General features: G+C 67.1%; 17 protein-coding genes. 5 read left to right on the plus strand and 12 right to left on the minus strand.

Features of this window, described 5'->3' with window-relative positions:
* Window positions 1-284: 284 nt before the first annotated feature.
* Window positions 285-4,250, plus strand: a complete 3,966-nt coding sequence (eccCa, locus tag BIV25_RS30225) for a type VII secretion protein EccCa (protein ID WP_071375635.1) — start codon at window positions 285-287, stop codon at window positions 4,248-4,250.
* A gap of 1,147 nt (window positions 4,251-5,397) precedes the next feature.
* Window positions 5,398-5,622, plus strand: a complete 225-nt coding sequence (locus tag BIV25_RS30230) for a hypothetical protein (protein ID WP_143076726.1) — start codon at window positions 5,398-5,400, stop codon at window positions 5,620-5,622.
* Window positions 5,623-5,629: 7 nt separating this feature from the next.
* Here BIV25_RS30230 and BIV25_RS30235 read toward each other — a convergent pair whose 3' ends face one another.
* The 8 genes from BIV25_RS30235 to BIV25_RS30265 form a co-directional block, all read right to left on the minus strand.
* On the minus strand, window positions 5,630-7,741 hold the full coding sequence (locus BIV25_RS30235) for a protein kinase (RefSeq protein ID WP_071375637.1): 2,112 nt from the start codon (window positions 7,739-7,741) through the stop codon (window positions 5,630-5,632).
* Window positions 7,742-7,846: 105 nt separating this feature from the next.
* Window positions 7,847-10,045, minus strand: coding sequence for a protein kinase (locus tag BIV25_RS30240; RefSeq protein ID WP_079176977.1), 2,199 nt, complete (start codon window positions 10,043-10,045; stop codon window positions 7,847-7,849).
* A gap of 14 nt (window positions 10,046-10,059) precedes the next feature.
* A complete protein-coding gene (locus tag BIV25_RS30245; protein WP_256256242.1) occupies window positions 10,060-11,052 on the minus strand; it encodes a serine/threonine protein kinase in 993 nt (330 codons plus the stop codon).
* 114 nt (window positions 11,053-11,166) lie between these two features.
* The gene (locus BIV25_RS30250) at window positions 11,167-11,466 is read right to left on the minus strand and encodes a WXG100 family type VII secretion target (protein ID WP_071375639.1); all 300 of its coding nucleotides are present in this window, start codon (window positions 11,464-11,466) and stop codon (window positions 11,167-11,169) included.
* A gap of 77 nt (window positions 11,467-11,543) precedes the next feature.
* On the minus strand, window positions 11,544-11,837 hold the full coding sequence (locus BIV25_RS30255) for a hypothetical protein (RefSeq protein ID WP_358652991.1): 294 nt from the start codon (window positions 11,835-11,837) through the stop codon (window positions 11,544-11,546).
* A gap of 200 nt (window positions 11,838-12,037) precedes the next feature.
* Complete coding sequence (locus BIV25_RS47890) at window positions 12,038-13,264, minus strand: S8 family serine peptidase (RefSeq protein WP_305729336.1); 1,227 nt, start codon at window positions 13,262-13,264, stop codon at window positions 12,038-12,040.
* 90 nt (window positions 13,265-13,354) lie between these two features.
* Window positions 13,355-15,151, minus strand: a complete 1,797-nt coding sequence (locus BIV25_RS30260; protein ID WP_071375641.1) for a hypothetical protein — start codon at window positions 15,149-15,151, stop codon at window positions 13,355-13,357.
* Between the two features lie 2 nt (window positions 15,152-15,153).
* Complete coding sequence (locus tag BIV25_RS30265; protein WP_071375642.1) at window positions 15,154-15,567, minus strand: hypothetical protein; 414 nt, start codon at window positions 15,565-15,567, stop codon at window positions 15,154-15,156.
* Between the two features lie 440 nt (window positions 15,568-16,007).
* On the opposite strand from BIV25_RS30265, the gene BIV25_RS30270 reads away from it, so the two are divergent.
* A complete protein-coding gene (locus BIV25_RS30270; protein WP_071375643.1) occupies window positions 16,008-16,724 on the plus strand; it encodes a hypothetical protein in 717 nt (238 codons plus the stop codon).
* A gap of 62 nt (window positions 16,725-16,786) precedes the next feature.
* Here the strand turns inward: BIV25_RS30270 and BIV25_RS30275 are convergent, their stop codons facing one another.
* Window positions 16,787-17,308 carry a hypothetical protein gene (locus BIV25_RS30275; RefSeq protein WP_177235471.1) on the minus strand — a complete coding sequence of 174 codons (522 nt, stop codon included), beginning with the start codon at window positions 17,306-17,308 and terminating at the stop codon, window positions 16,787-16,789.
* A gap of 36 nt (window positions 17,309-17,344) precedes the next feature.
* Entirely contained in the window at window positions 17,345-18,646 is a 1,302-nt protein-coding gene (locus tag BIV25_RS30280; protein WP_071375644.1) for a putative T7SS-secreted protein, read from the minus strand.
* Between the two features lie 646 nt (window positions 18,647-19,292).
* On the opposite strand from BIV25_RS30280, the gene BIV25_RS30290 reads away from it, so the two are divergent.
* Window positions 19,293-19,649, plus strand: a complete 357-nt coding sequence (locus tag BIV25_RS30290; protein ID WP_071375646.1) for a DUF4333 domain-containing protein — start codon at window positions 19,293-19,295, stop codon at window positions 19,647-19,649.
* A gap of 111 nt (window positions 19,650-19,760) precedes the next feature.
* Complete coding sequence (locus tag BIV25_RS30295) at window positions 19,761-20,201, plus strand: hypothetical protein (protein WP_371273081.1); 441 nt, start codon at window positions 19,761-19,763, stop codon at window positions 20,199-20,201.
* A 571-nt stretch (window positions 20,202-20,772) separates the two neighbouring features.
* On the opposite strand, the gene mycP is transcribed toward BIV25_RS30295, so the two are convergent.
* A complete protein-coding gene (mycP, locus tag BIV25_RS30300; protein WP_079176979.1) occupies window positions 20,773-22,041 on the minus strand; it encodes a type VII secretion-associated serine protease mycosin in 1,269 nt (422 codons plus the stop codon).
* Window positions 22,042-22,123: 82 nt separating this feature from the next.
* A complete protein-coding gene (eccB, locus tag BIV25_RS30305; RefSeq protein WP_071375648.1) occupies window positions 22,124-23,656 on the minus strand; it encodes a type VII secretion protein EccB in 1,533 nt (510 codons plus the stop codon).
* Window positions 23,657-23,774 lie beyond the last annotated feature (118 nt).

Genomic DNA, 23,774 nt, shown 5'->3' on the forward strand with positions numbered 1-23,774 from the left:
GCACGCTTCCGTCCGTAAAGATCCTGTGTAGGTTGCGCGCCGCCACCCGCTCCACCGGTCGACCGGGTGGCCGCAGCCGGGGTTTGCGGGGAGGCGCCTCCCTCGAACCGTTGCGGAATGCCCGGGTTTTCCCGGAACGATTCGCAACTGCTCACGCGTCTCACCGGCACCCTACCGCCCGCCGTTGTCCGTGGTTGTCAGTAGGATCGCGCTTCGCGATCGACGTTCGCCTGACACGGGGCGGCGGACGAAACATCTCGGTCCGGCAAGGGAATTGGTGCGTAGTGAGCCACATCGTCGTCAAGCGCCCACCGCGGGCACTGCCGAAGGAAGTGCCCACGGACGAGGTCGTACTGCAAGCACCGCCGGAACTGCCGCGTGGTCAGCAGGAAGGCGCTTGGATGCAGCTCCTGCCCATGCTGGGCATGGGCGGATCCGTGGTGTTCTTCTTCAACCCGCAGGCCCAGCCCTTCATGAAGATCATGGGCCTGCTGATGGTGGCGTCGACGATCGCCATGGGCATCTCGATGCTCGTCCGCTACCGCCGCGGCAACCAGGGCCAGATGGCCGACATGCGCCGTGACTACCTCCGTTACCTGTCGCAGACCCGGCGCGGCGCCATGGACACCGCGAAGGCCCAGCGTGACGCCCAGTTCTATCTGAACCCTTCGCCGGAGCAACTGTGGGCACTGGTCGCCGAGGGCAGCCGGGTGTGGGAGCGGCGTTCCGGTGACGAGGATTTCGGGCAGGTGCGTGTGGGCCTAGGTCCGCAGGCCCTGGCCACTCCTCTGGTCCCGCCGCAGACCGCCCCGGTCGATGAGCTGGAGCCGCTGACCGCGGGCGCCATGCAGCGCTTCCTCGCCACACACGGCACCATCGACGCCCTGCCGATGGCGGTCTCGCTGCGGGCCTTCTACCACGTGACGATCAGCGGCGAGCCGGGCACCGTGCGCGGCACCGCCCGGGCCGTCGCCGGCTCCCTCGCCTCCCTGCACTCCCCCGAAGACCTGGTCATCGCCGTCGTCACAGGACGCGAGTCGGTACCCGAGTGGGAGTGGGCCAAATGGCTCCCGCACGTACAGGCCCCGGGCGTGGCCGACGGCGCCGGCAGCATCCGTCTGATCACCACGGACCCGGTGGGGCTGGAGGACCGGCTCGCCTCCCGGCTCGAGGGCCGCCCGCGCTTCCACCCCGCGGGGGCGCCTGTTCCGGATCAGCCGCATCTGGTGGTCGTGCTCGACGGCATCTCCCTGCCGCCCACGTCGCTGCTGGCCAACCCCGAGGGCCTCCAGGGCGTGACCGTGCTGGAGGTCGTGCCCGGCGACCTGAGCATGGGCCGTGGCGACCTGTCCGTCGTCGTGCAGCCGAAGGAACTGCGCCTGGAGTCGGCACACGGCATGGTGTACGAGGGGACGCCCGACGTCCTGTCGTACGAGGCCGCGGAAGCACTCGCGCGCCAGCTCGCGCCGCTGCGCATGGCGTCGGGCGGGGACGACGACGAACCGCTGCTCGCCAACCTCGAGTTCACGGATCTGCTCAACCTGGGCGACGCGGCCTCGGTCGACCCGAAGCGGACGTGGCGGCCGCGCTCGCAGTCGGAACGACTGCGCGTGCCGATCGGTCTCGGCGAGGACGGCCGGCCCGTGATGCTCGACCTCAAGGAGGCGGCTCAGGAGGGCATGGGCCCGCACGGCCTGTGCGTCGGCGCGACCGGTTCCGGCAAGTCGGAGCTGCTGCGCACGCTGGTGCTCGGCCTCGCCGTGACCCACTCCTCGGAGACCCTGAACTTCGTCCTCGCCGACTTCAAGGGCGGTGCCACCTTCGCGGGCATGGCCCAACTGCCGCACGTGGCCGCCGTGATCACCAACCTGGCGGACGACCTCACCCTGGTCGACCGCATGGGCGACTCCATCCGCGGTGAGCTCAACCGCCGCCAGGAGATGCTCCGCGACGCGGGCAACTACGCCAACATCCACGACTACGAGAAGGCCCGCGCGGCGGGCGCGCCCCTGCAGCCCATCCCCTCGCTCGTCCTGGTCATCGACGAGTTCAGCGAACTGCTGACCGCGAAGCCGGACTTCATCGAGATGTTCGTGCAGATCGGCCGTATCGGCCGTTCGCTGGGCGTGCACCTGCTGCTGGCCTCGCAGCGCCTGGAGGAGGGCCGGCTGCGTGGTCTGGAGACGTATCTGTCGTACCGCATCGGTCTGCGTACGTTCTCCGCGGCCGAATCCCGGGCTGCGCTCGGTGTCCCGGACGCCTACGAACTCCCCAACGTCCCCGGTTCCGGCTTCCTGAAGTTCGGCACGGACGAAATGGTCCGCTTCAAGGCGGCGTACGTCTCCGGGGTGTACCGCACCGGTTCGCACGCGGCAGCCGCGCTCGGCGGCTCGCTGCCCGTCGCCCGCCGGCCGGTCCTGTTCACGGCCGCCGAGGTGCCGGTGCAGTACGTGCCGGTCCCGCAGCAGCGCCAGGCGGTGGCCGAGGAACAGCAGGACGACGCGCTCGCCGACACCGTGCTCGACGTGGTCGTGCGGCGCCTGGAGGCACAGGGCCCGGCGGCTCACCAGGTGTGGCTGCCTCCGCTGGACAGCCCGCCGTCGCTCGACGCACTGCTGCCGGGGCTCGCGCCGGTGCCCGGCCGAGGCATGACACAGCCCGGCTACGAGGGAGCGGGCCGGCTCGTCATCCCGGCCGGCCTCATCGACAAGCCGTACGAGCAGCGCCGCGACCCGCTGTGGATCGACTTCGGCGGCGCGGCCGGCCACATGCAGATCATCGGCGGTCCGCAGTCCGGCAAGTCGACGCTGCTGCGTTCGATCATCGCGTCGTTCGCGCTCACGCACACCCCGCAGGAAGTGCAGTTCTACGGCCTGGACTTCGGTGGCGGCGGTATGTCCGCAGTGGCCGGCCTGCCGCACGTCGGCGGGGTCGCCTCACGTCTGGACCCCGAGAAGGTCCGGCGCACCGCGGCCGAGGTGTACGGCGTGATGACCCGCCGCGAGGAGTACTTCCGCGCTTCGGGCATCTCCTCCATCGCCGAGTTCCGCTCGCGTCGCGCGCGCGGCGACATCTCGGTGACCGACCAGCCCTGGGGTGACGTATTCCTGGTCATCGACGGCTGGGGCAACTTCAAGACGGACTACGAGGCCCTGGAGCCGCTGGTCCTGGACATCGCCGCGCGTGGTCTGGGCTACGGCATCCACCTCGTCCTCACCGCGTCGCGCTCGATGGAGGTCCGGGCGAACCTCAAGGACCACCTGATGAACCGCCTCGAACTGCGGCTGGGCGATCCCATGGACTCGGAGATCGACCGCAAGGTCGCGGCCAACGTGCCCACCGGGGTGCCGGGCCGCGGTCAGACCCCGCAGAAGCAGCACTTCATGGCGGCGGTTCCGCGTATCGACGGTCTGTCCTCCGACACCGACCTCGCCGAGGCGACGACCGCACTCGCGGCCGAGGTCACCCGCCACTGGCAGGAGCCCGGCGCGCCGCAGGTACGTCTGCTGCCTCGCGAGTTCGCCGCGGCCCAGCTTCCGCCGGGCGACCGGTTCCCGGACCGGGGCATCTCCTTCGCCATTGACGAGGACAACCTCGAGCCGGTGTTCGTGGACTTCGAGCAGGACCCGTTCTTCCTGGTGTTCGGCGAGAGCGAGTCCGGCAAGTCGAACCTGCTGAAGCTGCTGATCAAGCGTCTCACCGAGCGGTACGACAGTCACGCCTGCAAGCTCTTCGTCGTCGACAACCGCCGCTCGCTGCTCGGGGTGACCCCGGACTCGCACCTGGCCGAGTACATCCCGATGTCGAACCAGATGCAGCACCACATGGATGCGCTGGCCGACCTGATGCAGCGCCGCACGCCCACGGCCGACGTGACCCCGGAGCAGCTGCGTAACCGCAGTTGGTGGCGGGGCCCGACGGTGTACGTCGTCATCGACGACTACGACCTGGTGTCCACGTCGAGCGGAAACCCGCTGGCGGGCCTGACGGAGATGCTCCCGTTCGCCCGCGACGTCGGGGTCCGCTTCATCATCGCCCGGTCCACGGCGGGCTCCGGCCGCGCCGGGTACGAGTCCTTCATGCAGCGCATCAAGGAACTCGGCGCGCAGGGCGTCGTCCTTTCGGGCGACCCGGCCGAGGGCGACCTGCTGGGCGGCGTCCGCCCGCGGCCGATGCCGGCGGGACGGGGCACCTTCGTGTCACGGAAGAGCGGGAAGCCGATGGTGCAGGTCGGGCTCTTGGAGTCCTGACTCTCCGAAGCCGTTCCCCGTTCCCGTAACGGCTCCTCCCCCGCCTGGATGCCGCGGACCATGCCGGTCCGCGGCATCTTGCCGTTGTGTGCAGGGGTGAGGTGGAGGCCTTGTGCGCAACCGGGATTGCTGCTGTGCTCGTTCACTCGTCCTGCTATTTTTACCTACGCTAGAGGATCCACAAAGAATGGTCGGTGCGGTCGTCGCGGGTGGTGTCGCAGCCGTCCCCCTCCCCGGTTCAACAGCCGCCGCTCTCTTCATCGCCCCTCTCGCGGCGGACACGGCTTCCGACGCTGTCAACACGCTACTCGGACAGGAAATCGACAAAGCCACGGACGATGCTGAATCTGATCCGCTCGTCCCGTCCCAGATGACCAGTCGCCAATTCTATGGCCAAGGAGTGGACGACCTCGGCTCGACTTATGACTCTTACTTCAAGGACCACCCGCAGGCAAGAGACAAAGCCGACGATCAGCAATGGGTCCAGGAAGTAAAGAGCAGTTACTTGGGTACCGGCTCACATGAAAACGATTACCGACAAGGAAGAGTCGAGTGCGGGTGGCCGGTACGAGCCGGTTCGAAGAAGGCACGGGAACCAACGAGGCAGGTGAGCCGCGTAAGTTTTCGTTGAGGAACACTGTCGGGCACCTGCACGACGAGTACCGCAAGCGAGGTGCGTGCCGGGTCTACAAGGCGGGAGATGACAGCGGGGAACCGCTTCTCGAGATCAGGTTCTCGTCATCAAGCAGCCACCCCTCTGCCAGTCAGAATGAATCCGGCGGCCAGACCAGGTATCCACTGGGCGTGTACGCAAACACGGGGCCCACTGAGGCTGACCTGTTCTTTCAATGCACCACCAAAGCACCATCCGAAGACGCTTACGTTGGCGATACAAAATACGTGAGGGCAGAACTGCTTTCAACTGCCATTGAGATGCAGGGCACCAGCTCTGACAAGGACCGGATGATGATCCTGAATTCCATTTCTCGAAAATTGACCCAGGAAGCAGGGTGCGCTTCGGGGGCTGGCCTTCCGATCACGATGCCCTCTCAATAAGCACCCAGACCCCTGGACCAAAGAGTGCGGAACCGCCCTGTCCGCTTCGGCTCCTGAGCCACTTCTTCCGGCAGGGAAGAAGATCTCGTCCGTGAAGAGTGGCAAGGTCAAGAAGGAGAATTCGAGGTACGTCATGTCCGACACGGCGGCAGTCGGACATGCCTCATGCGGCAAGCCGCAGAAGGAAGACCACGAAACCTTCACCATGATCCGGAAGGAACAGGACGCTGTCGGCGCGGTAGCCATGGAGAAGGCCATCACCAAGTTCACCGATGCGGTGTCCGCGTCCAAGCGGTGCACCGAATCCAACGCCTGAGCGGCGCTCAGAACGTCGAGAGAGCGACGACCGAGCTGTCGTACATGACGAAGACGCGGTTGCTGGCGGCAGCCAGGCGAGTGTAGTCGGGAGAAGGGACCATGCACTTCCGTGACGACTTTCCGTCCGAGGCCCGCACGGCATTGATCAACAGCTGGGGCCCATACCCGTTGCTGGCGCTGCCCAACGTCCATACGCCCTGGCCCTGCCGCACCACAGGGCTGTCGTAATTCGCGTTCTGGAACGCCTCCCACCGCACCTTGCCGCTGTCCCTGTCCAGGCACCTGGTGCCGTCAATCACGTTCGTGTAGACCGCGTCCGCGTAGACCGCGGCAGGGCCCCAGCCATAGTTGTTCCCATCGTCCTCGTAGACATTGAGCTTGGTGTTCCAGATCCTCGTTCCGTCGCTGAGCCGACGAGCGTCCACGGACTTGCCGTTGATGTACACCATGTCGTCGTGGACGGCGGGGCTGACCGTGCGGTCCTCGTCCTGGTCGAGGCGGGTCCATGCCGTGCTGCCATCGCTGGTGTGGACAACGAGCACAGTGCCGTCCCCGGCCGTTATGACCAGCCTGCCCTGCGCGGCAACGGCAGGGGCGAGCAAATGCCCGCGGAACCTTGTGGGGACGGCGGCCGTCCAGCGGATCCTGGCGTCGGATCGGTTCACGCTGCGCAGCCTGTGGTCCGTCGTCACGAGATACAGCGCCTCGTCGTCGACCGCGAGCAGCACCGCCGCCTCCGCTGCCGGGCACGTCCACTTGGGTTCGCCCGTGGAAGGTACGAAGGTCTGCAGGGCGCCCTTGCCGTCGACGCCGACGACCAGCCGGTCGGAGAGCGACAGATATCCGCTCTTCGCTCTGAGGTGAGTCGCGCTCCAGCGGCGCTTGCCGTTGATGACGTCGAATCCCGCGATACCGCCGGTCGCGATTCCGAAGACAATGACGTCCCCGGCCGGCAGCAGCGTCTGGGAGTAGGCATCCGCCTCCCCGTGCACCTGCCACAGGAACGTCGGCCGAACGTCATCATCGGAGAAGTCCTTCACGCCCTTGTCCAGCTTCTGCACGGGGGCGGGCACCGCCGGAGGAATGTCGAAGGGACCGCTCTTCGTGGATCCGCCCCGCCGTCCGAACCACCATGCCGCCGTGCCACCCCCGCCCGCCAGGACCACACCTCCGGCGGCGAGCCCTGTGAGCAGACGCCTGCGAGTGACGGACGGAGCCGTCTCGATCGTGACCGGAGCGGTCAGCCGGCGGGCCCCGGCCTCCCGCTCCCTGATGGCCTCGGCGACCGGTCCGCGCCGCCACACCCGGTCGGCCCCCTTGGGCACCGCCATGGCCTGGACGATCTGGGGCGGGGCAGGACGTGCGGCAGCATCCTTGGCCAGGCACGGCGTGATCAGAGCACGTATCTCCGGATCGATGCCGTCGAGTCGAGGCTCCTCGTGCACCACCGCGTACTGCACGGCCGCGACGTGCGAACCCTCGTACGCCCGTCTGCCGGTGGCCGCGTAGACCAGCACCGCGCCGAGCGAGAACACGTCCGCCGACGGGGCCACACGCTGTCCGAGAACCTGTTCGGGCGCGCCGTACCCCGGAGTGACGGGCACCTGCCCGGTCGTGGTCAAGGTCAGCCCGTGCTCGGGCCGGGCGATGCCGAAGTCGATGATGCGCGGTCCGGCCGAGGTGAGCACGATGTTGGGCGGCTTCAGGTCGCGGTGGACGAAACCGGCAGCATGGATGTCGGCCAGGGTTCGCGCCAGCGCGGTGGCAAGGGCACGCAGAGCCGGCTCGTCGAGAGGCCCGTAGGTGTCGACTGCCTGGTCCAGGGTGAGCCCCGCGAGGAACTCGCTGGCGATCCACGGCCGCCCGCCCTCGGTCCACGCACCGAGCACGTTCGCGATGCCGTTGCTCCGCACCGCCTGGGCGGCCTGTGCCTCGCGCACGAACCGCTGGGTGAGGTTGGTGTCGTGGACGAGCTCAGGCCTGAGCACCTTGACGGCGGCCAGGCTGCCGGCGCCGTCCCGGCCGACGTAGACCTTGCCCATGCCGCCTTCGCCGAGAACACCGAGAACGCGATAGGGCCCGAGGCGCAGTGGGTCGCCGGTACCGAGGGGTTTCATGGGGGTCCTTCTGCCCAGGGGAGAGGTTGGGTGGGAGCGGCCGAGCGGCCAACCGTCGCCGTGTGCCGTTCCGCACGGCCGGTGATCCGCCGCTTCGAGGTCACTTCACTGGAGGGGATAAGCGGTCATGCCCGCGCCGTCCACGGCGAGGACCAGTTTCGCGTCCGAGTCCGCATAGAACTGCTTTCCACTCGTCTGGTAGGTCAGCGCGGTCGTGTGGTCCGTCAGGCTGACCGCGCGCAGCAGACTCCCGTTCTTGTAGTACGCATAACGGGTGCCGAGGACAGGCGGCCCGCTGGTGGACGCCTCGCTCACCTCCCCGCCTCGCTCGGCCCAGAGCGTCTTCCCGCTGCGCGCGTCCACCGCCGTCAGTCCGGCGTCGCCACCCACGGCGTACAAGGTGCCCGCTCTGAGCACCGGCGGTCCGTACGCGTACTCCGTCGAGGTCTTCCACGTCACTGTGCCGTCACTCAGCCGCAGCGCCGAGAGTCGGCTGCCGCCGAGATACAGGTGCTCGCTGTCCGCGGCGATCCCGCACCTCAGGATGTTCGGGTCGTCGATGTCGTACGGCTGCTTCCACAGGACGGCTCCGGTCGAGGCGGCCCACACGACGATGTGGACGGTCCCGTCCTCCGACTGCTGGAGTGTCACCAGACGGCCGCCCACGGTCTTCGCGGCGAGGAAGTACAGCCTCGAACTCGTATCGAATCGTACGGGCAGCGGTTTCGACCACAGGAGCTTGCCGGTCTCGATGTCGGCAGCGCTCAGAGTATCGGTCTCTCCCGCGGAGAAGGTGCCGCCCTGGTCATACTTCCCCTTACCCACGACTACGTACGCGACGCGGTCCGTGACGCAGAGCAGTTGATGTGTGGGGAGTTCGTCATTGGTGCCCGCGAACCGGACCAGGGTCTTGATCGTTTTCCCGTTCTTCGGATCAAGGATCTGGAGCCTGACGGCGGACCCGATCCCGTCATCGGTCTCCTCCCCGATCCAGAGCCGGTAGAGCCGACCACCCGTCACGAGCGTCTGCCAACTTCTCTCCTCCGAGCGGCCGTTGCCGTCCCACACGCCGACCCCGTTCGTCGCGCTGACGGCTTCGGCCCCAGCGCCCGCCACGACGATTATTCCGCCGAGCGACTGAGGGGCGACCGAGCCCATCTCATCCGAGAGCACGGCGCTGAACGTGTAAGTCCACAGCGGCTTCATGTTCCGCGTCCTGGGGGCGCCGCCCTTCTCGGTCGTACCCCCGCCGCCACGCGCAGCGTCGCGCCCCTGCCACCACCACGCGCTTCCACCCGCCGCCGCACCGGCGGCGAGTGCGCCGCCGACAACGAGGAACCTGCGGCGCGACGGGCGCCGGGCGGCCGCCGCGGTCGCCGCCGCGGCCTCCGGCCCAGCCGCGGGCGCGGGTAGCCGCTGTGGCACAAGCCGCCAGACATCGGCCGCCCGGCGGCCGATCTCCGCGAGCAGCTCGTGCGGCAGATGATCGGCGAACTCACCGCCACCATCATGGAGTTGAGCCGCGAGCTGAGCCGTGGTCGGCCGTTGCCCCGGATCCTTGGCCAGGCACTGCGCCAGTACCGGAGCGAGGGCAACAGGCACACCGGTGAGGTCCGCGTCCGCATACCGCACCCGGTACAGAAGATCCGCCGCCTGCCCGTTGCCGAACGGTCCGCGCCCGGTGGCCGCGTACACCAGCACGCCGGCCAGCGCGAACACGTCGCCGGCGGCGTCGTGCTCCTGTCCGGTGGCCTGCTCCGGGGACATGAAGGCCGGCGTACCGACGGCGGCACCGGCCCGGGTCAGCCGCTCGTCGCCGATGGCTCGCGCGATGCCGAAGTCGATGACCTTGGGCCCGTAGGCCGTGAGGAGGATGTTGGACGGCTTGAGGTCGCGGTGCACGACGTCCGACCGGTGCAGCTGGCCGAGCGCCGAGCACAGGGCCGCGCCCAGGGCGCGTACGGACTGCTCGGGCAGCGTTCCTCGGGTCTCGACGGCCGCGTCGAGCGGGGGTCCGAGTACGTACTCCGTGGCCAGCCAAGGCGTTTCGGACAGCGGATCCGCGTCCATCACCCCCGCCCCGAACCGGTCGCCGATGACCCGGGCGGCGTCCACCTCGAGCCGGAAACGGGTGCGGGCCGCCGGATCGGTGGCGATGGCGGCATGCATGGTCTTCAGGGCAACGGTACGTCCACCGGCGGACCGTGCGACGTAGACGGTGCCCATGCCTCCGCTGCCGAGCCTGGCGATGAGCCGGTACGGGCCGAGTGCGACGGGATCGTCGTGGGTGAGAGGAGTCGGCATGGGGATTCTTGTGGTCAGTGAGTGCGATGGGGTTCCGGTGCCCCGGACGGCGCTCCGCCGAGCGTCCAGGACGCATGGACGGGTGGCTGTGCCTGCACCGGGAACTGCGCCTCCGCGGCGAGCACGGACGCCGACTGATGGACTATGGCGGCGACGAGCCGGGCCGGCAGCCAGCCGGGACCGAGCAGTACGTCCGCACGTGTGGGCGCGGCGAAGCCGTCGGGGGCATCCGACCGCGGACCTCCCGCCAACTCATCGACGATCTCGACGAGTTGGGGCCGATGAGCCGGATCGCGGGACAGGCAACGGGTGATCAGCGAGCGCAGACGGGTCGGCAGCTCCTCCCGTTCCGGCATGCTGTAACCCGTGGCGGCGTAGGCCAGTGTCGCACCGAGTGCGTATACGTCACCCACAGGGCGCGGCTGTCCGCCCGCGGCCTGCTCGGGCGGCAGGCTGCCGGGATCGAGACCGGGCGCCTCCTGCCGTGCGACGCCGTCCGGCGCTGCGGCTCGTACTGCCCCGAAGCAGGTGAGCCGGGGACCGTCCGCGGCGATCAGCACGGCGGACGGGCAGAGCCCGGCATGGGTCAGGCTCTGCCCGTGAATGACGGCGAGGTTCTCGGCCAGCGCGACGGCGAGTGCCCTGACCGTCGGCTCGGGCAGCGGGCCTCCGTGGACGGTCAGGGCGACAGGCAGTGGCAGCGCGGGCAGATACGGACACGCACACCAGGGCTGTTCGCCGGAGGCTGCGAGCTCGACGGCGGGCAGGACCCAGCTCCCGAGGAGATAGCGGGAGGCTTCGGCCTCGGCCATGAAGCGCTGTGGGTCGACACCTGCCAGGGGCCTGCTCAACAACACCGTGCGGTCACCGTCGGCGCTGCGGGCGATGAAGCGGTGCTCGGAGACCGGCGTATGCACCGGGACACCGGCATCGAGCCGGGTCACCACCGTGTACGGGCCGATCTGCTTCGTCCCCCGGTCACCCGGTCCGGCACCTGACGCGCGCATGCTCCCTCTTCGTCCCTCCGGCCTGCTTCCGGCTTGGTTTCCCTGCTCGGCACAACAGCAGGGTGGGCGCCTCCCGCGCGCGCCCACCCTGGAGTTGATTCTGGGAGCCTCGTCCTACTGGAAGTAGCTGGCCGCCTTCTTGTCGCCTTCCATGTACGTACCGCCGGACTGGGCGACGACGTGTCCGATGCCCTGCAGGGCCTGGTGGATGTTGTTCGCCGACTTGTCCCAGCGCTGCAGCTTGTCGTGGAAGCTGCCCTGGGCCTGACCCTCCCAGTACTGCTGGCTCTTCACGACCAGGGCACGGAGCTCCGCCAGGTCCGACTCGAGCTGCTTCGCCTGGTTGCCGATGTTGGTTGCGGCAATGTCGAGCCCGTCATAATGGACAGACAGCCCATCAGCGTTGTTGCCCACGCCTGTTACCTCGTCTCGCTTGTGTGTACGTGCTGAGTGCGCCGGTCTCCCGGCGGATGTTCTCTGTCTCGCTCGACTCAGTAGTGGCTGAGGGAAGACGTCGGAACAGTGGGAGCGCCGTCCTGGAGGTCGATCTTGTGGACCGACGCGCGGACCTCGTCTTCCTTGCTGTTCTTGATACTGCGCGCCGTGCTCATCGACTCGATGACGTCGGCGAGGATGTTGCCGATGTTCTGCAGCGACTCGTTGATCTCGAACTGCTTCTTGTCGAACGCGGCGCGGCCGATACCGTGCCACTGGCCCTCGAGGTGGTCGATGACACCCTGGAGAACGTGCACGTTCTTCCGGATGTTGTCGTACTTCTCCACCATCTGCTTCTCGAGTTGGACTACCGGATCATCGTGAAGCTTCTGCTTTCCGCCGGCCATGATCGGCCCTGCCTTTCGTGTGTCTGTTGTTGATCTGTTGGTTTCGGCTCACCGCTGTTGGCTGTTGCCCCCAGCGGTGAACACGCAGTGCCCGTTCTGTCCGAACTGCATTGGGCCGGTACGGCTGTCAACAGCTCAGGACGTCACCTGGTGCGTCGTGCCCGCGCGAGAGCCCATGCGCCGCCGCCGATCACGACGACCGCACCGACGGCGCCCAGTGCGATCCAAGTGGTGTTGCTACTGCCGCCATTTGACGACCCCGCGCTCGATCCTGCCGCCGAGGTCGAGCCGGTGGAACCCTTTTGTTGGGCTTGTGACGTGGCTGATGCAGAAGGAGAAGAGGAGGTTTTAGGGGCGACAGGGGCCACGCTTGCCCACTCGTGACCGTCCTGCTTCTGGAGCGGATCGACATCGGCGGGGCCGGGGTCGTAGTTCTTGTCCGCCAGCACGACGCGGGGACGGATGACTCCGTAGCCGAGGTACTTGCTCGGATTGTCCTTCGGCCAGGTACGCCCAGCGGTATCGAGGAGGGCCCGTTCAACCTGGTAGATGGTCCAGTCGGGGTGTGCGGACCAGATCAGGGCAGCGGCGGCAGAGGTGAGGGCGGTGGCTGAACTGGTACCTTTTTGATTGTCACAATACGAACGAAATGTACCGTCACACCAGCCAGGATATCCCTCACCAGGAGCTGCCACATCGGCAAAGCCTCCACTTGAGGAAAAGTTCGACACCTTGAGGGACTCGCCGACGGATGCAACACCGAAAACGTATGGGTACCCCGCGGGGTAATCGACTTGGCCATTCTTGCCGTCGTTACCCACTGACGCGATCAACAACTTGCCCTTCGAGAGCGCGTATTTGACCGCAGCCTCATCTTCATTGCCGATCAGACCGCCGAGCGAGATGTTGATTATCTTTACGTCGGTATCGGCAGCGGCTCTGAGCGCCAGATCGAAACCCGGAGTCTGGGACTTTTCCTTCGCCCCTTTTAGGCCGTCGAGCTGGATACGGTACGGAACGATTTTCGCGTCTGGTGCCAGCCCCTTCAGCCCACCGCCCGCCCCGGTACCTGCGATCAGCTCGGCCATGGTCGTGCCGTGGCCCAAGTAGTCGTCCGTCGCGTGGTAAGCCACCTGCTTGGGGACCTCATCGGTCAGGACTTGCCCCTTGAGCGATGGCGTGTTCGCGTTCACCCCGGAGTCGATGACCGCGATCTTGACGCCCTTCCCCGTGCTCACCTTCCACATCTGTTCGGCTTGCATGGGGCCCAGGTACCACTGCTTCGACTGCTCGTCGGACGCAGTGGCGCCTGGGGCCAAGCCCACAGTCACAACGGTCAGGGCGCCGACAACTGCACCCACCACGCGCACTCGTCTTCCGCGGTGCACCCTGCGGAGCTCAGCCTGCTCGGCTCGTCGGCTGATCCCTGACTCCATGACGTTGAATACCCTCGCTCGCGTTCAGTTGATGACCGGCGGCACGTCGCGCCGGGGGTTGTTCGGCAGGTGCGTCTCTTCGTCTTCGACCAGGTAGTCGGGCCGCGGTGTACCGTCCGTCTTCCGTTGCTCGCCGGGCCGTCCGTTGTGGCCTGCGCCGCGCGTGAGACCTGCACCGCCACGGGTCATGCCGTTGCGCTCGGCTCCCACCGCGGACGTGCGCGCACTCGGCCGTCCGGTGACGACCTCGGACGCTCCAGCACGGGAGCGGGATCCAGTCGTACCCGCGCCAGGCCGCGCCGCGGACTCCGACTCGGGCGCCCCGAAGACGCCGCGCTGGCCGAGGCGGCCAGTCGTGGGCCGGGAGTTCGTCTCTTCGTCGCCACCGATGACCGTGCCACGCGGAATCCGTGACCCGTTCTTCGACGACGGATTCGCCGTGGAGGGCCGCCCCCCGACGACGCCGTTGGTGCGGCCAGCGCCGGTGGCCGGCCCGTTCGTCGCGCGCGATGCTGCCGTACCTGCGGGGCGCGGCGTACCACCCGTGACTCCTCGGCCCATGGGAGAGGACGTGCTCGGTCCGGAAGCGGTGCCCTTGGCCGCGGACTGGCCAGTCGATGTAGCGCGGCCCACCTGGTCCGTGGGCCCTCGCCCTGCGGAGCGCCCGGAGCCCGGATTGGTCAACTCGGACGTACCCGCGCGTGCCTGAGCAGTCGGAGGATTACGGAACCCACCGGCGCCGCTCAAGCTCCGACCCGAGGTGGAGTTGGGCATGGGCAGTCTGAAGCCACCGCCGTCAAACAAATTGGGTTGGCTGCCAGTCGTGGGAGGAGTGCCCGTGACCGGCGGAGTGTGGCTGGGCCCGGGCGACGTAGTCGTGGGCGGCGGCAGCGTGCCGGTGGTGTCGATGTGCGTACCGACCGGCGCCTCGGAGTGCCTGACTGGGACCGTGACGTGGTTTACAGGCGTCGGCTTGCCGCTTGCATCGGGCGCAACCGCGTGACGCACTGGCTCCACCGTCGCGTGATGCCCTCCGATCACGCTTGAGTCCGCGCCTCGGTAACCGTGCGAAGCGGAGCCCTGGGAAGCAGAATCGACATAGGGGCCGGGCCTGGGTACCCCGACGTTCGGGAGGTTACCGAAGTCAGGCGCGCTCTTGTGCAAGTCCTGCAGCGACTGGGTCGACACCGCGTAGTACGACGCCAGCCGGTTCATCTGGTTGACCGCCTCCTGGCGGTGCTTCTCCACCGTTACGGCGGTGGCATAGCCTTCTTTGTCCGAAACCTTTTCGGCAGCCGTGAATTTATCGGGCCGCTTCGAAACCTGTCTCGTATCGCGGGGAATCTTCATTGCGTTGCTGACAGACGCCAGCCCCTCAGCGGCAGCGGTGATCGAGTCACCGGCTCCGCCCGCGAAGTCAGCGAGCCCATGCGTGTGTTTAACAAGGTCGCCGCCCCACTTGCGGAAGCTGTCCCCTGACTTGCCCACCCAGGGGACCGTGTCGAACTTGCCCTTGAGAGTGTCAGCTGCCTTCTTGATGGCATCGCGCGCGTCCCAGAGTGCCCGACCGGACGACTCCAGATCCTCCGGGTTCGTCCGCTCCACCAGGTCGAGCATTGCGTTGAGGTCATATTCGTCGAATTCCGTACGCTTGACCATGGCCTGCCCGTACGGGGTGGCCTTGGCCAAGGAGCGGAGCATCTCGACCGGATCGAAGAAGAGACCGCCGGTGCTGGGCCCATCCCCGATGCCCCGGGCGAGGTCGGTGAATTTGTTCTCCGCGGAGACCCGTTCCATGTCCGCTTTGTACTTGTCGGTCATCGTCAGAGCCCTCCCTTCTCGCCACCACCAGTGTTCTTCTCGCCCTGCGGATTGAGGTTCCTGATCTCCGCCTGGATCTCGTAGAACCTGCGACGCTGCTCTTCCTCGAGGTCGTTGAAGGTGCCGTTCGCACCCTGGACAGCGATACCGATCGCCTCGATCTGCAGATGCAGGGTCTTGGACAGGTTCGTGAGAGCCTGGTGGACCTGATTGAACGTCCCGTACAGAGCATCGGCCTCATGGAAGCCTGCAGACCCGCTGCGGAGCGACGTGTGCCGGATCGTCTGGTCTCCGACTCGCGTCGGATTGCCGGCCGACCCCTCAAGTTCCTTCAGAACGCCGTCCACCGTGCTGACGAACTGCGTCAGAGCGTCAGCGCTGACCTTGAGGTTCGCCGCCGGCTCGCCCCCGCTCATGTTCCTCCCCGTTTCCCCGTACACCAGCGCCCCACGACCGGGCCGAGGCGGACCATCCACCCGCCGTACGACCGCAACGCAAGCCGCGTCTCAACGCACCTGACCACTGTAGTCAACCTGCTCAACGGGTCCAACCGGCATATGTATTGACTCGGTTACGACACTGGGCCGGACGCAGCGGTTTGCCGGATTTACGCGTGTGCGACCGGGCGATGAGTGGGCCGTCGGCCATGCGCACCTCAGGCGTGAGCCACTCCTGACGCGATCACGCCAGGCCGGACGACATCACTTGAACCTTTGCAGAACTTCCACACGCGGCACGTCAGAGCGATGTGTCAGCGGCCGACCGGCGGCCGAGCCTCGACTCAGGCTTCACATGCCCACGGCCAAGTGAAACGCTCCGGTCACCGCGTGGCCCGCGCCAGCCATAATCTGGGGCCATGGACCAACTGGCTGGGATCGTGGTGAAGGTACTGCTGTTCTCCTTCATCGCGGGCATGTTCATCCTTGTGTTCACCGTATCCGCGCGGGGACGCAAGAAGGAAGCGCAGATCAAGAAAGATCACAAGCAGCTCGCCGGTATCGCTGCGGAACGCGGCTGGACGTACGCGACGCGCACGGGCGGGCAAATTGACCAGTATTGCGGAGTCGGACCAATGCCCGGGAGGGGGAGCAATCTGACTGCCTGGCACTACACTGCTGGGGAGTTCCGTGGCCGACTCTTCAAGTGTTTCGAACACCGCTACACCAATCCCATGACATCTGCTAACGCCGTGGATCGCGAGCAGCCCATCATCGAGACGGTTTTCGTCGTCACAGCTCCAGGCTCGGGCCCGTCTGTGGCGATACTTCCTCCGAGTCGGCTGGACGCGATGCTTGACCGAAGAGTCAAGATGGAGCTGGGAGTACCGGAATTCGACCAGAAATTCCGAATCGTCTCCGGGGACGATGAACTTGCCCGACGCACCTTGAGTAGTGCCGTGGTGACCTTCCTGCTCTCGGACCCCCGCGCTGAGAAGTCCCCTCTCCAGATCCGCGGCAACGAGCTGTTTACCTGGTACACAGGCACTATGTCCCCGCAAGCCATCGACGAGAAGCTGAACTACGTGTGCGATGTCCTGGAGAGGATTCCGGCACAGGCTTGGGTCACGACCTGAGCAATCGATATGCCCCTTGTCACGGTGAAGACGACTTACCGGGACAAGGGGCACACGTCTTTCTAGGCGGGGGCGCTGGGGTCTTCCTCGGCCGGTCGTACAGTCCGCAGAAACGTCTTGAAGTCGTCAAGCACCGCACCGAGCTGGGTGGGCTTCGCGGTGAGGACGAGTTCGATCACCGCGCGGTTGGCCGGATTCTTGACGTCCTCCATACCGAGGTACACCTGGCTCTGAAACAGTTCCAACGGCTCTCCCCGCAGGGTGGTGTGCAGGAGGAGATTCTGGACCACACCAGGAGCATCCGTGAGACCCGGGATGTCCGGCGTGCCCACCTCGGTCTTCTTGACGACCTCGACAGTTCCCACTTGTCCCAGCCTCTGGACCGACTCGTCGGCGATCTGCCACATGGTGGCACTGTCGTTGCGCATCCCGCCGGCGATGGAGATGTTTGCCGTGAAACCGTCGATCGAGGCGGGATGGAGCGCGACAAAAGCGGCGCCCGGTGCTCCCACCTCGTCCGGCGGCGCAGCACGCCAGCCCTCTGGCAACGAGAACGAGATCTTGACCGGCAGTGTGGCGGCCATGGTGAACCTACTCCTTACAGTGAACTACGACCCAGGCTAGAGCAGCCCGCCGAGCGTGTGGTCCCAGACGGAGCCTGCCGCGCTACCCACCGCGTCGGCCGCGTCATCGACCGAGTTGAGCACCTTGCTGGGATCGACGGTGACATCGAAGGAGACCTTGCCACCGATACCCAGACCGACTCCAAGATTGCCACCGACGGTGAACTTGCCGTCCTTCATTCCCGCGTCGACGTCAGCGGAAGCACCTACGCCCGCCCATGCCTCACCAGTCACACCGGCGCCCACACCAGCGACATCGCCGGAGACCGTACCGGTTGCCTTGGCTCCGGCGAACGCCTCCGCGCCAGCATGCAAGCCGTCTTTGCCGACGCCCACATTCGCGGAGGCGTCCGCCCCGACATAGGCCTTCGCGTTTCCCTGGGCCGTGGCCAGACCGTACGTCACGCTGCCGCTTGCGGTGCCCTGCACCAGATACGCGTTCCCCGAAACACCAGCCTGCAGTCGCCCGTTGGTGTAGCTCGCACCGGCCGTTCCGTTCACGCCGAGTACAGACAGACCAGCGTTATCCTGCCAGTTGGCACCACCCCACGATGCCTTTCCACTGGTGTTCGCCGACCAGACGTCTGCCTTGCCCGTCCACTCGGCGATCTTGACGGTCACGTTCGGCTTCTTGCCGGATCCCGCCGCCTCGTCATCGTCGGCCGGCGGCGGCTTGTCCCGGATGAACCAGTTGCCTTCTGTATCCCTGCCCCATTCCTTCTTCTGGTGCCACCGGCCGGCTTCGTCCTCCAGCCACTTCTCCTTCGTCGTGCTCCAACGCTTCTGGCTGGTCTTCCCGACCCCGTGATCCTTCATCCACTTGAGGTCATCAACCTGTGAACGAAGCGCCACGAGCCAGCCAGGGCTGTGGGCCGCACCCCCCGCGAGGTCTTTCAGCTTCTTGGTGAGCTTGTCGGCCTCGGGCTTGAGCTGCTTGAGCGCGGAATCCAGTGTCGTTTGCGCCGCTTCGTGATCCCCGGACTTCCACTGCCCGATCGCCGTCGTGGCCTGGCCCTGCGCCCAGCTCAGCATGCCGGCGTACGAGGTGACCGCCGAAGCCGCGTCCGACATCGCGTCGGCCGCGAAGTACCAGTTGGTCTTCTCCTTGGACAGGACAGGCCAGAAGACGTCATGGGCCTGGCCGGCCCAACCCGGTATCTTCAGGTCTCGCAGACCGTCGCCGACCTTGTTGAACTTCTTCGACCAGCCGGTGAGAGTGGTGGCGAGGTCGTGCAGCGTCTTGGGGTCACCTGGGACTAGCCCCTTGGGATCCGTCGTCGACCCGAGTGCGGTTGCCATGGATTGGGATTCCCCGTCTCTAACTCAGTTCCGTGCTAACCGAATTCGCCGCGTCGCGGATGGCCTGGTCCGTTTCCGTGTAATCACCGTTGGCCTGGTTCAGCCCACCCGCCAAAGTCGCCGCACTGTCGGCGAGGTACTGGGCCCCCAACTGCCACGTAGCGCAGAACGTGAGCAGAGCGGCGGCGGCGCCGTCGTCCCCGATCGCGGAGCCCTGCCCGGACGGTCCCCCCAAGTCCACTTTCTCGACGGGCGTGAGGCAGTCCAGAATGTCCGACGCCCCCTTCTTCAGGACTCCTGGCCCCACTCCCAGATCAGACGTCACGAGATCCCCCGTTTCTCTTCTTCATCCTCAACCCCGGTTGCCACCAGACGTCTTGGCGACCAGCCGAATCAGGCTAGCACCGGCATGGCCCCGCAGATCCAACGTCGCATCACCCCCACACGACCCCTGCCGCCCAACGCTCTGGAGAAGTGCTTCCTCACACCCCGGACACACATTTGATGCCGCACCCTCTTGAATAAGGTTGAGATACGGTCAAGAAGTGAAGGAGTTATGGAATCACTCCTGGCTCATGGCAGGTGCAACGCTCCAAGTATTCTTCGGGTTGCCCTCTGTTCTTGGTCCCTGAAATGGAGTCCCCACATGACCACAGGTCGCGTAACCGCAGCAGCCTGGAGCCTCTCGGCCATGGCCGTCGGTGTACTGCTCGTCGGCTGCTCGGCCTCCGTGAGCGTGGGCAAGAAGACCGAGCCGAAGCTGTCCGCCGACAAGCTCGCCACCACCGTCTCCGAGAAGCTCGCCGCGCAAACCGGTCAGCCGAAGCCGAACATCACCTGCCCCGAGGATCTCGCCGGCAAGGTCGGCACCACCACCCGATGCAAGCTGACCGCGGCCGACGGCAGCACGCTCGGGGTGACGGTCACGGTGTCCTCCGTCAAAGGAGACCAGATCAACTTCGGCATCAAGGCCGACGACAAGGTATCCCCGGCCGCCGGCTGACCCACGTCCCGGCGCTCCCCCGCTCATGAGCTGGCCCCATTGGCACTCTTCGGCAAACTGACCGGCACCCGACGCCTCCCGGAGGGGGTTTCTCCCGTCCCCGCCGAGGAGTTGCGGGAGGCCCTGCTCGGTCTCGATCAGCCCGATCGTCCGTACGTCATCCGGCACGGCGGTGGGAAACGGTGTGACCTGCTGGCGGAGTGGCGGTTGACGGAGCCCGTCTGGAAGCAGGTCTTCGTGCAGTCCCGGATCAGTCATGCCGGGTGGATCCGGATGCGCCTGGATCACAGGGAGCATGAGCTGCGCGCGCTTGAGGAGCAGTGGGAGGTCAAGCGTGTCGGGCATCCGACGAGGCTCGAGGTGATGTCGGAGTACACGCGAGGGCCGAGCCAGACCGTCAGTCGCGAGTGGACCATCGGACGTGGGGAGGGTGGTCGGCCGGAGTTGACGGAGGCCTTCGGCTTCAACGGCGCCGAGTTGCGCGAGCCGCTGCGCGACACCGTTCTGAAGTTGGGCTGGAGCCGGCGCGAAGTGGTCTTCGGCAGGCTTTGACGCAGGCCTCTGCCAGTACTGCCCTTGCCCGAACTCCCCCGGTCAGCACTCCCCGCCGCGCGCTGCGCGCTGTCACCGTCAGCCGGTACCCGCGGTACGTCGGAGCGCCTTCTTCACCGCCGATCCCCGGCGGCGTGTAGTCGTCCTTCGGCAACCGGCCGCGCTCGCTGTGTGCGTGCAGAACGACGCGTCCGCGCCACCGTACCGGGTCACCTTCTCCTCCAGCAGCGACGCGTAGTCGTCGAAGTAGGGGGACGTGCCGGAGTCGTCGGCCGTGAAGCGGTAGCCGTCCAGGTCGTCCGCGGCCTGCTATACCGCGCTGGTCAGTTCGTGGTCGTTCCATGACATGCCGTCGGAGACGCCGAAGCCCTGGACGGCCGTGAAGAAGCCGATACCGGCCATGCTCACGAGGACGACGCGCGCGACGGCGAGGGCGGAGTCGGGGACCTCGGGGCCGATGGGTTGATGCTCTCGCGCCAGGCACGTACCCGGTGCGCCTTCACGCAGGCCATGGCCAGGGGCACGGCGGCCCCGATCAGGAGCGGGACGTTCGGTTTGTCCAGGGTGTTCATCAGCCGGTCTTCAGCCGCCCCTCGCGCCGGCGGCGCGCGTCGCGGACCGCGACGGCGGTGCCGCTCAGGCCCGCCACCATGACGAGGCTTCCGACCACCACGTAGGTGGACATACGGGTGTCCCGTTCCTGGGCCGTCTCACCCATGTGCAGGGGCGTGACGGACGGCGCCTCTCCTCTGACCACGCCGTCCTCGGGCGAGGGGGATGCCACGGGGTGCTCCGGGTCGACGTCCGTCAGCGCCTTCACCGGGTCCACGACGCCCCAGCCCACCAGCCGGTCGTGCCCCGGGATCGAGCGTTCCGCGGTCTGTTCGATCTGGGCGACGACCTGCTGGGCCGACCAGTTCGGGTACTTGGACTTGAGCAGGGCTGCGACACCCGCCACGTACGGCGCCGAGAAGCTGGTGCCGTTGTCCGAGCAGTGGCCGCCGCCGGGAACGGTGGAGATCATGTCGACACCGGGTGCGGCGACCCCCACGAAATCTCCCGACTGTGAAAAGGGAGCGCGTTCGTTGTTGCGGTCGGATGCCGCCACTGCCAGGACGCCCGGGTACGACGCCGGGTACGTCACCTTGACGTTGCCCCCCAAGCCGTCGTTGCCGGCTGAGGCGACGACGACGACCTTGTGTTCCAGGGCGTAGTTCACGGCGTCCAGCAACGCCTGGCCGCCCGCGACCGCGTTGGCCGTGTCCTGGGAGATGTTGATGACGTCCGCGCCCTTTTTGACCGCGTCCGTGATCGCCGCGGCCAGCGTCTCCGTCGTGCCGTCGCCGTCCGCGTCGTTCTGCTTGATCGGGATGATCTTCGCGTCCGGGGCCAGGCCGACGAAGCCCGTGCCCGATGCCTTGCGGGCCGCGATGATGCCCGCCACGCGGGTGCCGTGGCCGACGGTGTCCGTGGTGCCGGAGTTGTTGCCGCGGTCGATCTTCTCGCCCTTGGAGTTCTTGTCCTTCAGCAGGTTCTCACCCTTGGACACCTCCACGGCCTTGCTGAGCTGTGGGTTCTTGACGTCGACCCCGGTGTCGATCACGGCCACCTCGACGTTCTTGCCCGTCGAAACCGCCCACAGCTCGTCCAGGTTGACGCGTTGCAGCGCCCATGGTCGGCCGGAGTAGTTCTTCGACGGGAACGTGCACTGACCGTCGTCCGCCCGGGCAGGGGCGGCGGGGAGCGCGATCACAGTGGTCGTCGCGGTGAGCGCCACCGCGGCCGCCGTCACCGCCGTACGAGCCACCGCCGTACGAGCCGGTACCGCGCGGGGCACCATTGCTCCGGCCGTCGACACGGGATTCCCGGTCCCCGGCATCCTTGCCTTCAGCATGAGTCCGCTCTCCTCCGCCGCTTCGCCGTCACGAGCCCTGCGGCTGCCGTGCCGCGGCCTCGGACAGGCGCGGGCCCGTCGGCAGGAACGTCGACCACGCCATGGGGATGGGGGCGGGGGTCACCTTCTCGTAGCCGAGCCGGATCTGGGCGATCTTGGCCTCGCTCAGCTCGTCCTTGCGCTGCTGCGCGGAGGTGCCGATGCCCTTGTCGTCGGTGGCGCTGTCGCTGTTGGACTGCAGGGCGTAGCGCAGGCCCGTGTCGGTGACCAGGAAGACGCCGCCGACCGAGGTCTCCGTGCCCTGGAACTGGCGGTAGAGCTGGCCGGAGCCCGGCGTGGCGTACGCGCTGGAGGAGCCGGTGGGCAGCTGGGCGGGGAAGTCGGTGCCCGCCCAGGTCGACAGGGTGGTGCTGCCGTCGGTGCCGACGGAGTTCAGGACGTTGCAGATCGTGTTGCGACCGCTGGTGGTGTGCGAGCCGTCGTTGACCATGCGCGGCTTGTACGTCGGCCAGTTCTGCTGCTCCGAGAACGTCTCGCTGTCGGCGACCGCGGCGGGGGCGACCTGCTGTGCCTCGCCGGCCTGGCCGGTGCCGCCGAGGGCGCCGCTGTTGAGGAGCAGTGTGGCCGTGAACTCGGAGATGCCGGCCACCTTCCCCTGGAGCACGACGTAATAGCGCATCATCTGGCCGTCGTACGCCTTCACGACCTCGCCGACCTTGTCGTACTCGCCCAGCAGGCTGGAGGCGTTCGCCTTCTGGCCGGGCTTGCCCTGGATGGGCGGGATCGCGATCGAGGAGCCCTTGTGCAGGGTGTCGAGCCAGTCCTGCGAGACACGCTGCGGGGCGCGGCCCTGGGTGTCGAGGGCCCTGAGCAGCTCCCGGTTGTCCGCGCCGCCCGACTTCTCGATCTCGTACGCCGTGCCCTGGGCATCCACGACGTACTGGGTCTTGCCGTCCGGGCCGACGACGTACATCAGGTCTCCGCCGGTGAGCTTGGCGGATCCTTCTGTCTTGGGCCACTCCTTCTTCGCGAGGACGAACGCCGCCTTCTGGATGGCCCGGCCGCCGTCACCGGGGCGCTCGCAGACCGCCCAGCGCTTGGCGTCCGACGCCTCGTCCGCCGAGGGCAGGCGGTCGGGGGCGTAGGGGATGCCGATGGTCGCGCCGTGCGGGGGCTTGCCGCTGTCGAGAATCTTCTCGTCGACGGTGATGACGCTGCCGCTGTTCGGGTCCATCAGGAGCTTGGCCGACGCCATGTTGAGGACCGGGTGGAGCTGGGCCTGGTTGCCCGTCTTCAGCACGACGTACCGGGTGGTCGACTTACTGGCGACGATGACGTGTGCCTCAGGTGTGTCCCAGCCCTTGGGCGCGGTCGGGCTGAACATGCCGATGCCCCCGAACACCGCGAGGACGACGGCGCCGACGACGAGACCGGGCACCAGCGCGCCCAGCGGCTTGGGCGCACCCTCCTCGGAGCCGGTGGGAGAAGGCTGGAGAAATGACGCGAGCGTACGGCGCTTCGCGAAGGTGTAGGCGTTGAGTTCGTCCCGCCGTGATGCCATCTGTGTCCGCTCTCTCCCCGTTGCGGAGCCGTGGGGAACCTGTGAAGATCCGTCCCCCGCCTCGGTTGCCTCTGGTGCCTCAACTGTCAGACCCGCCCCCTACTATGCCTGTTGCGCG

Source organism: Streptomyces sp. MUSC 14, assembly GCF_001866675.1.
GTDB lineage: Bacteria > Actinomycetota > Actinomycetes > Streptomycetales > Streptomycetaceae > Streptomyces.

Bases quoted from the DNA above. Each gene is read 5' to 3' on its own strand.
- BIV25_RS30260 (WP_071375641.1), bottom strand. From the start codon at position 15,151: ATGACCGACAAGTACAAAGCGGACATGGAACGGGTCTCCGCGGAGAAC.
- BIV25_RS30240 (WP_079176977.1), bottom strand. From the start codon at position 10,045: ATGCCGACTCCTCTCACCCACGACGATCCCGTCGCACTCGGCCCGTAC.
- eccB (WP_071375648.1), bottom strand. From the start codon at position 23,656: ATGGCATCACGGCGGGACGAACTCAACGCCTACACCTTCGCGAAGCGC.
- BIV25_RS30235 (WP_071375637.1), bottom strand. From the start codon at position 7,741: ATGAAACCCCTCGGTACCGGCGACCCACTGCGCCTCGGGCCCTATCGC.
- BIV25_RS30275 (WP_177235471.1), bottom strand. From the start codon at position 17,308: ATGGCCGCCACACTGCCGGTCAAGATCTCGTTCTCGTTGCCAGAGGGC.
- mycP (WP_079176979.1), bottom strand. From the start codon at position 22,041: ATGGTGCCCCGCGCGGTACCGGCTCGTACGGCGGTGGCTCGTACGGCG.
- BIV25_RS30245 (WP_256256242.1), bottom strand. From the start codon at position 11,052: ATGCGCGCGTCAGGTGCCGGACCGGGTGACCGGGGGACGAAGCAGATC.
- BIV25_RS30280 (WP_071375644.1), bottom strand. From the start codon at position 18,646: ATGGCAACCGCACTCGGGTCGACGACGGATCCCAAGGGGCTAGTCCCA.
- BIV25_RS30265 (WP_071375642.1), bottom strand. From the start codon at position 15,567: ATGAGCGGGGGCGAGCCGGCGGCGAACCTCAAGGTCAGCGCTGACGCT.
- BIV25_RS30255 (WP_358652991.1), bottom strand. From the start codon at position 11,837: ATGGTGGAGAAGTACGACAACATCCGGAAGAACGTGCACGTTCTCCAG.
- BIV25_RS30290 (WP_071375646.1), top strand. From the start codon at position 19,293: ATGACCACAGGTCGCGTAACCGCAGCAGCCTGGAGCCTCTCGGCCATG.
- BIV25_RS30270 (WP_071375643.1), top strand. From the start codon at position 16,008: ATGGACCAACTGGCTGGGATCGTGGTGAAGGTACTGCTGTTCTCCTTC.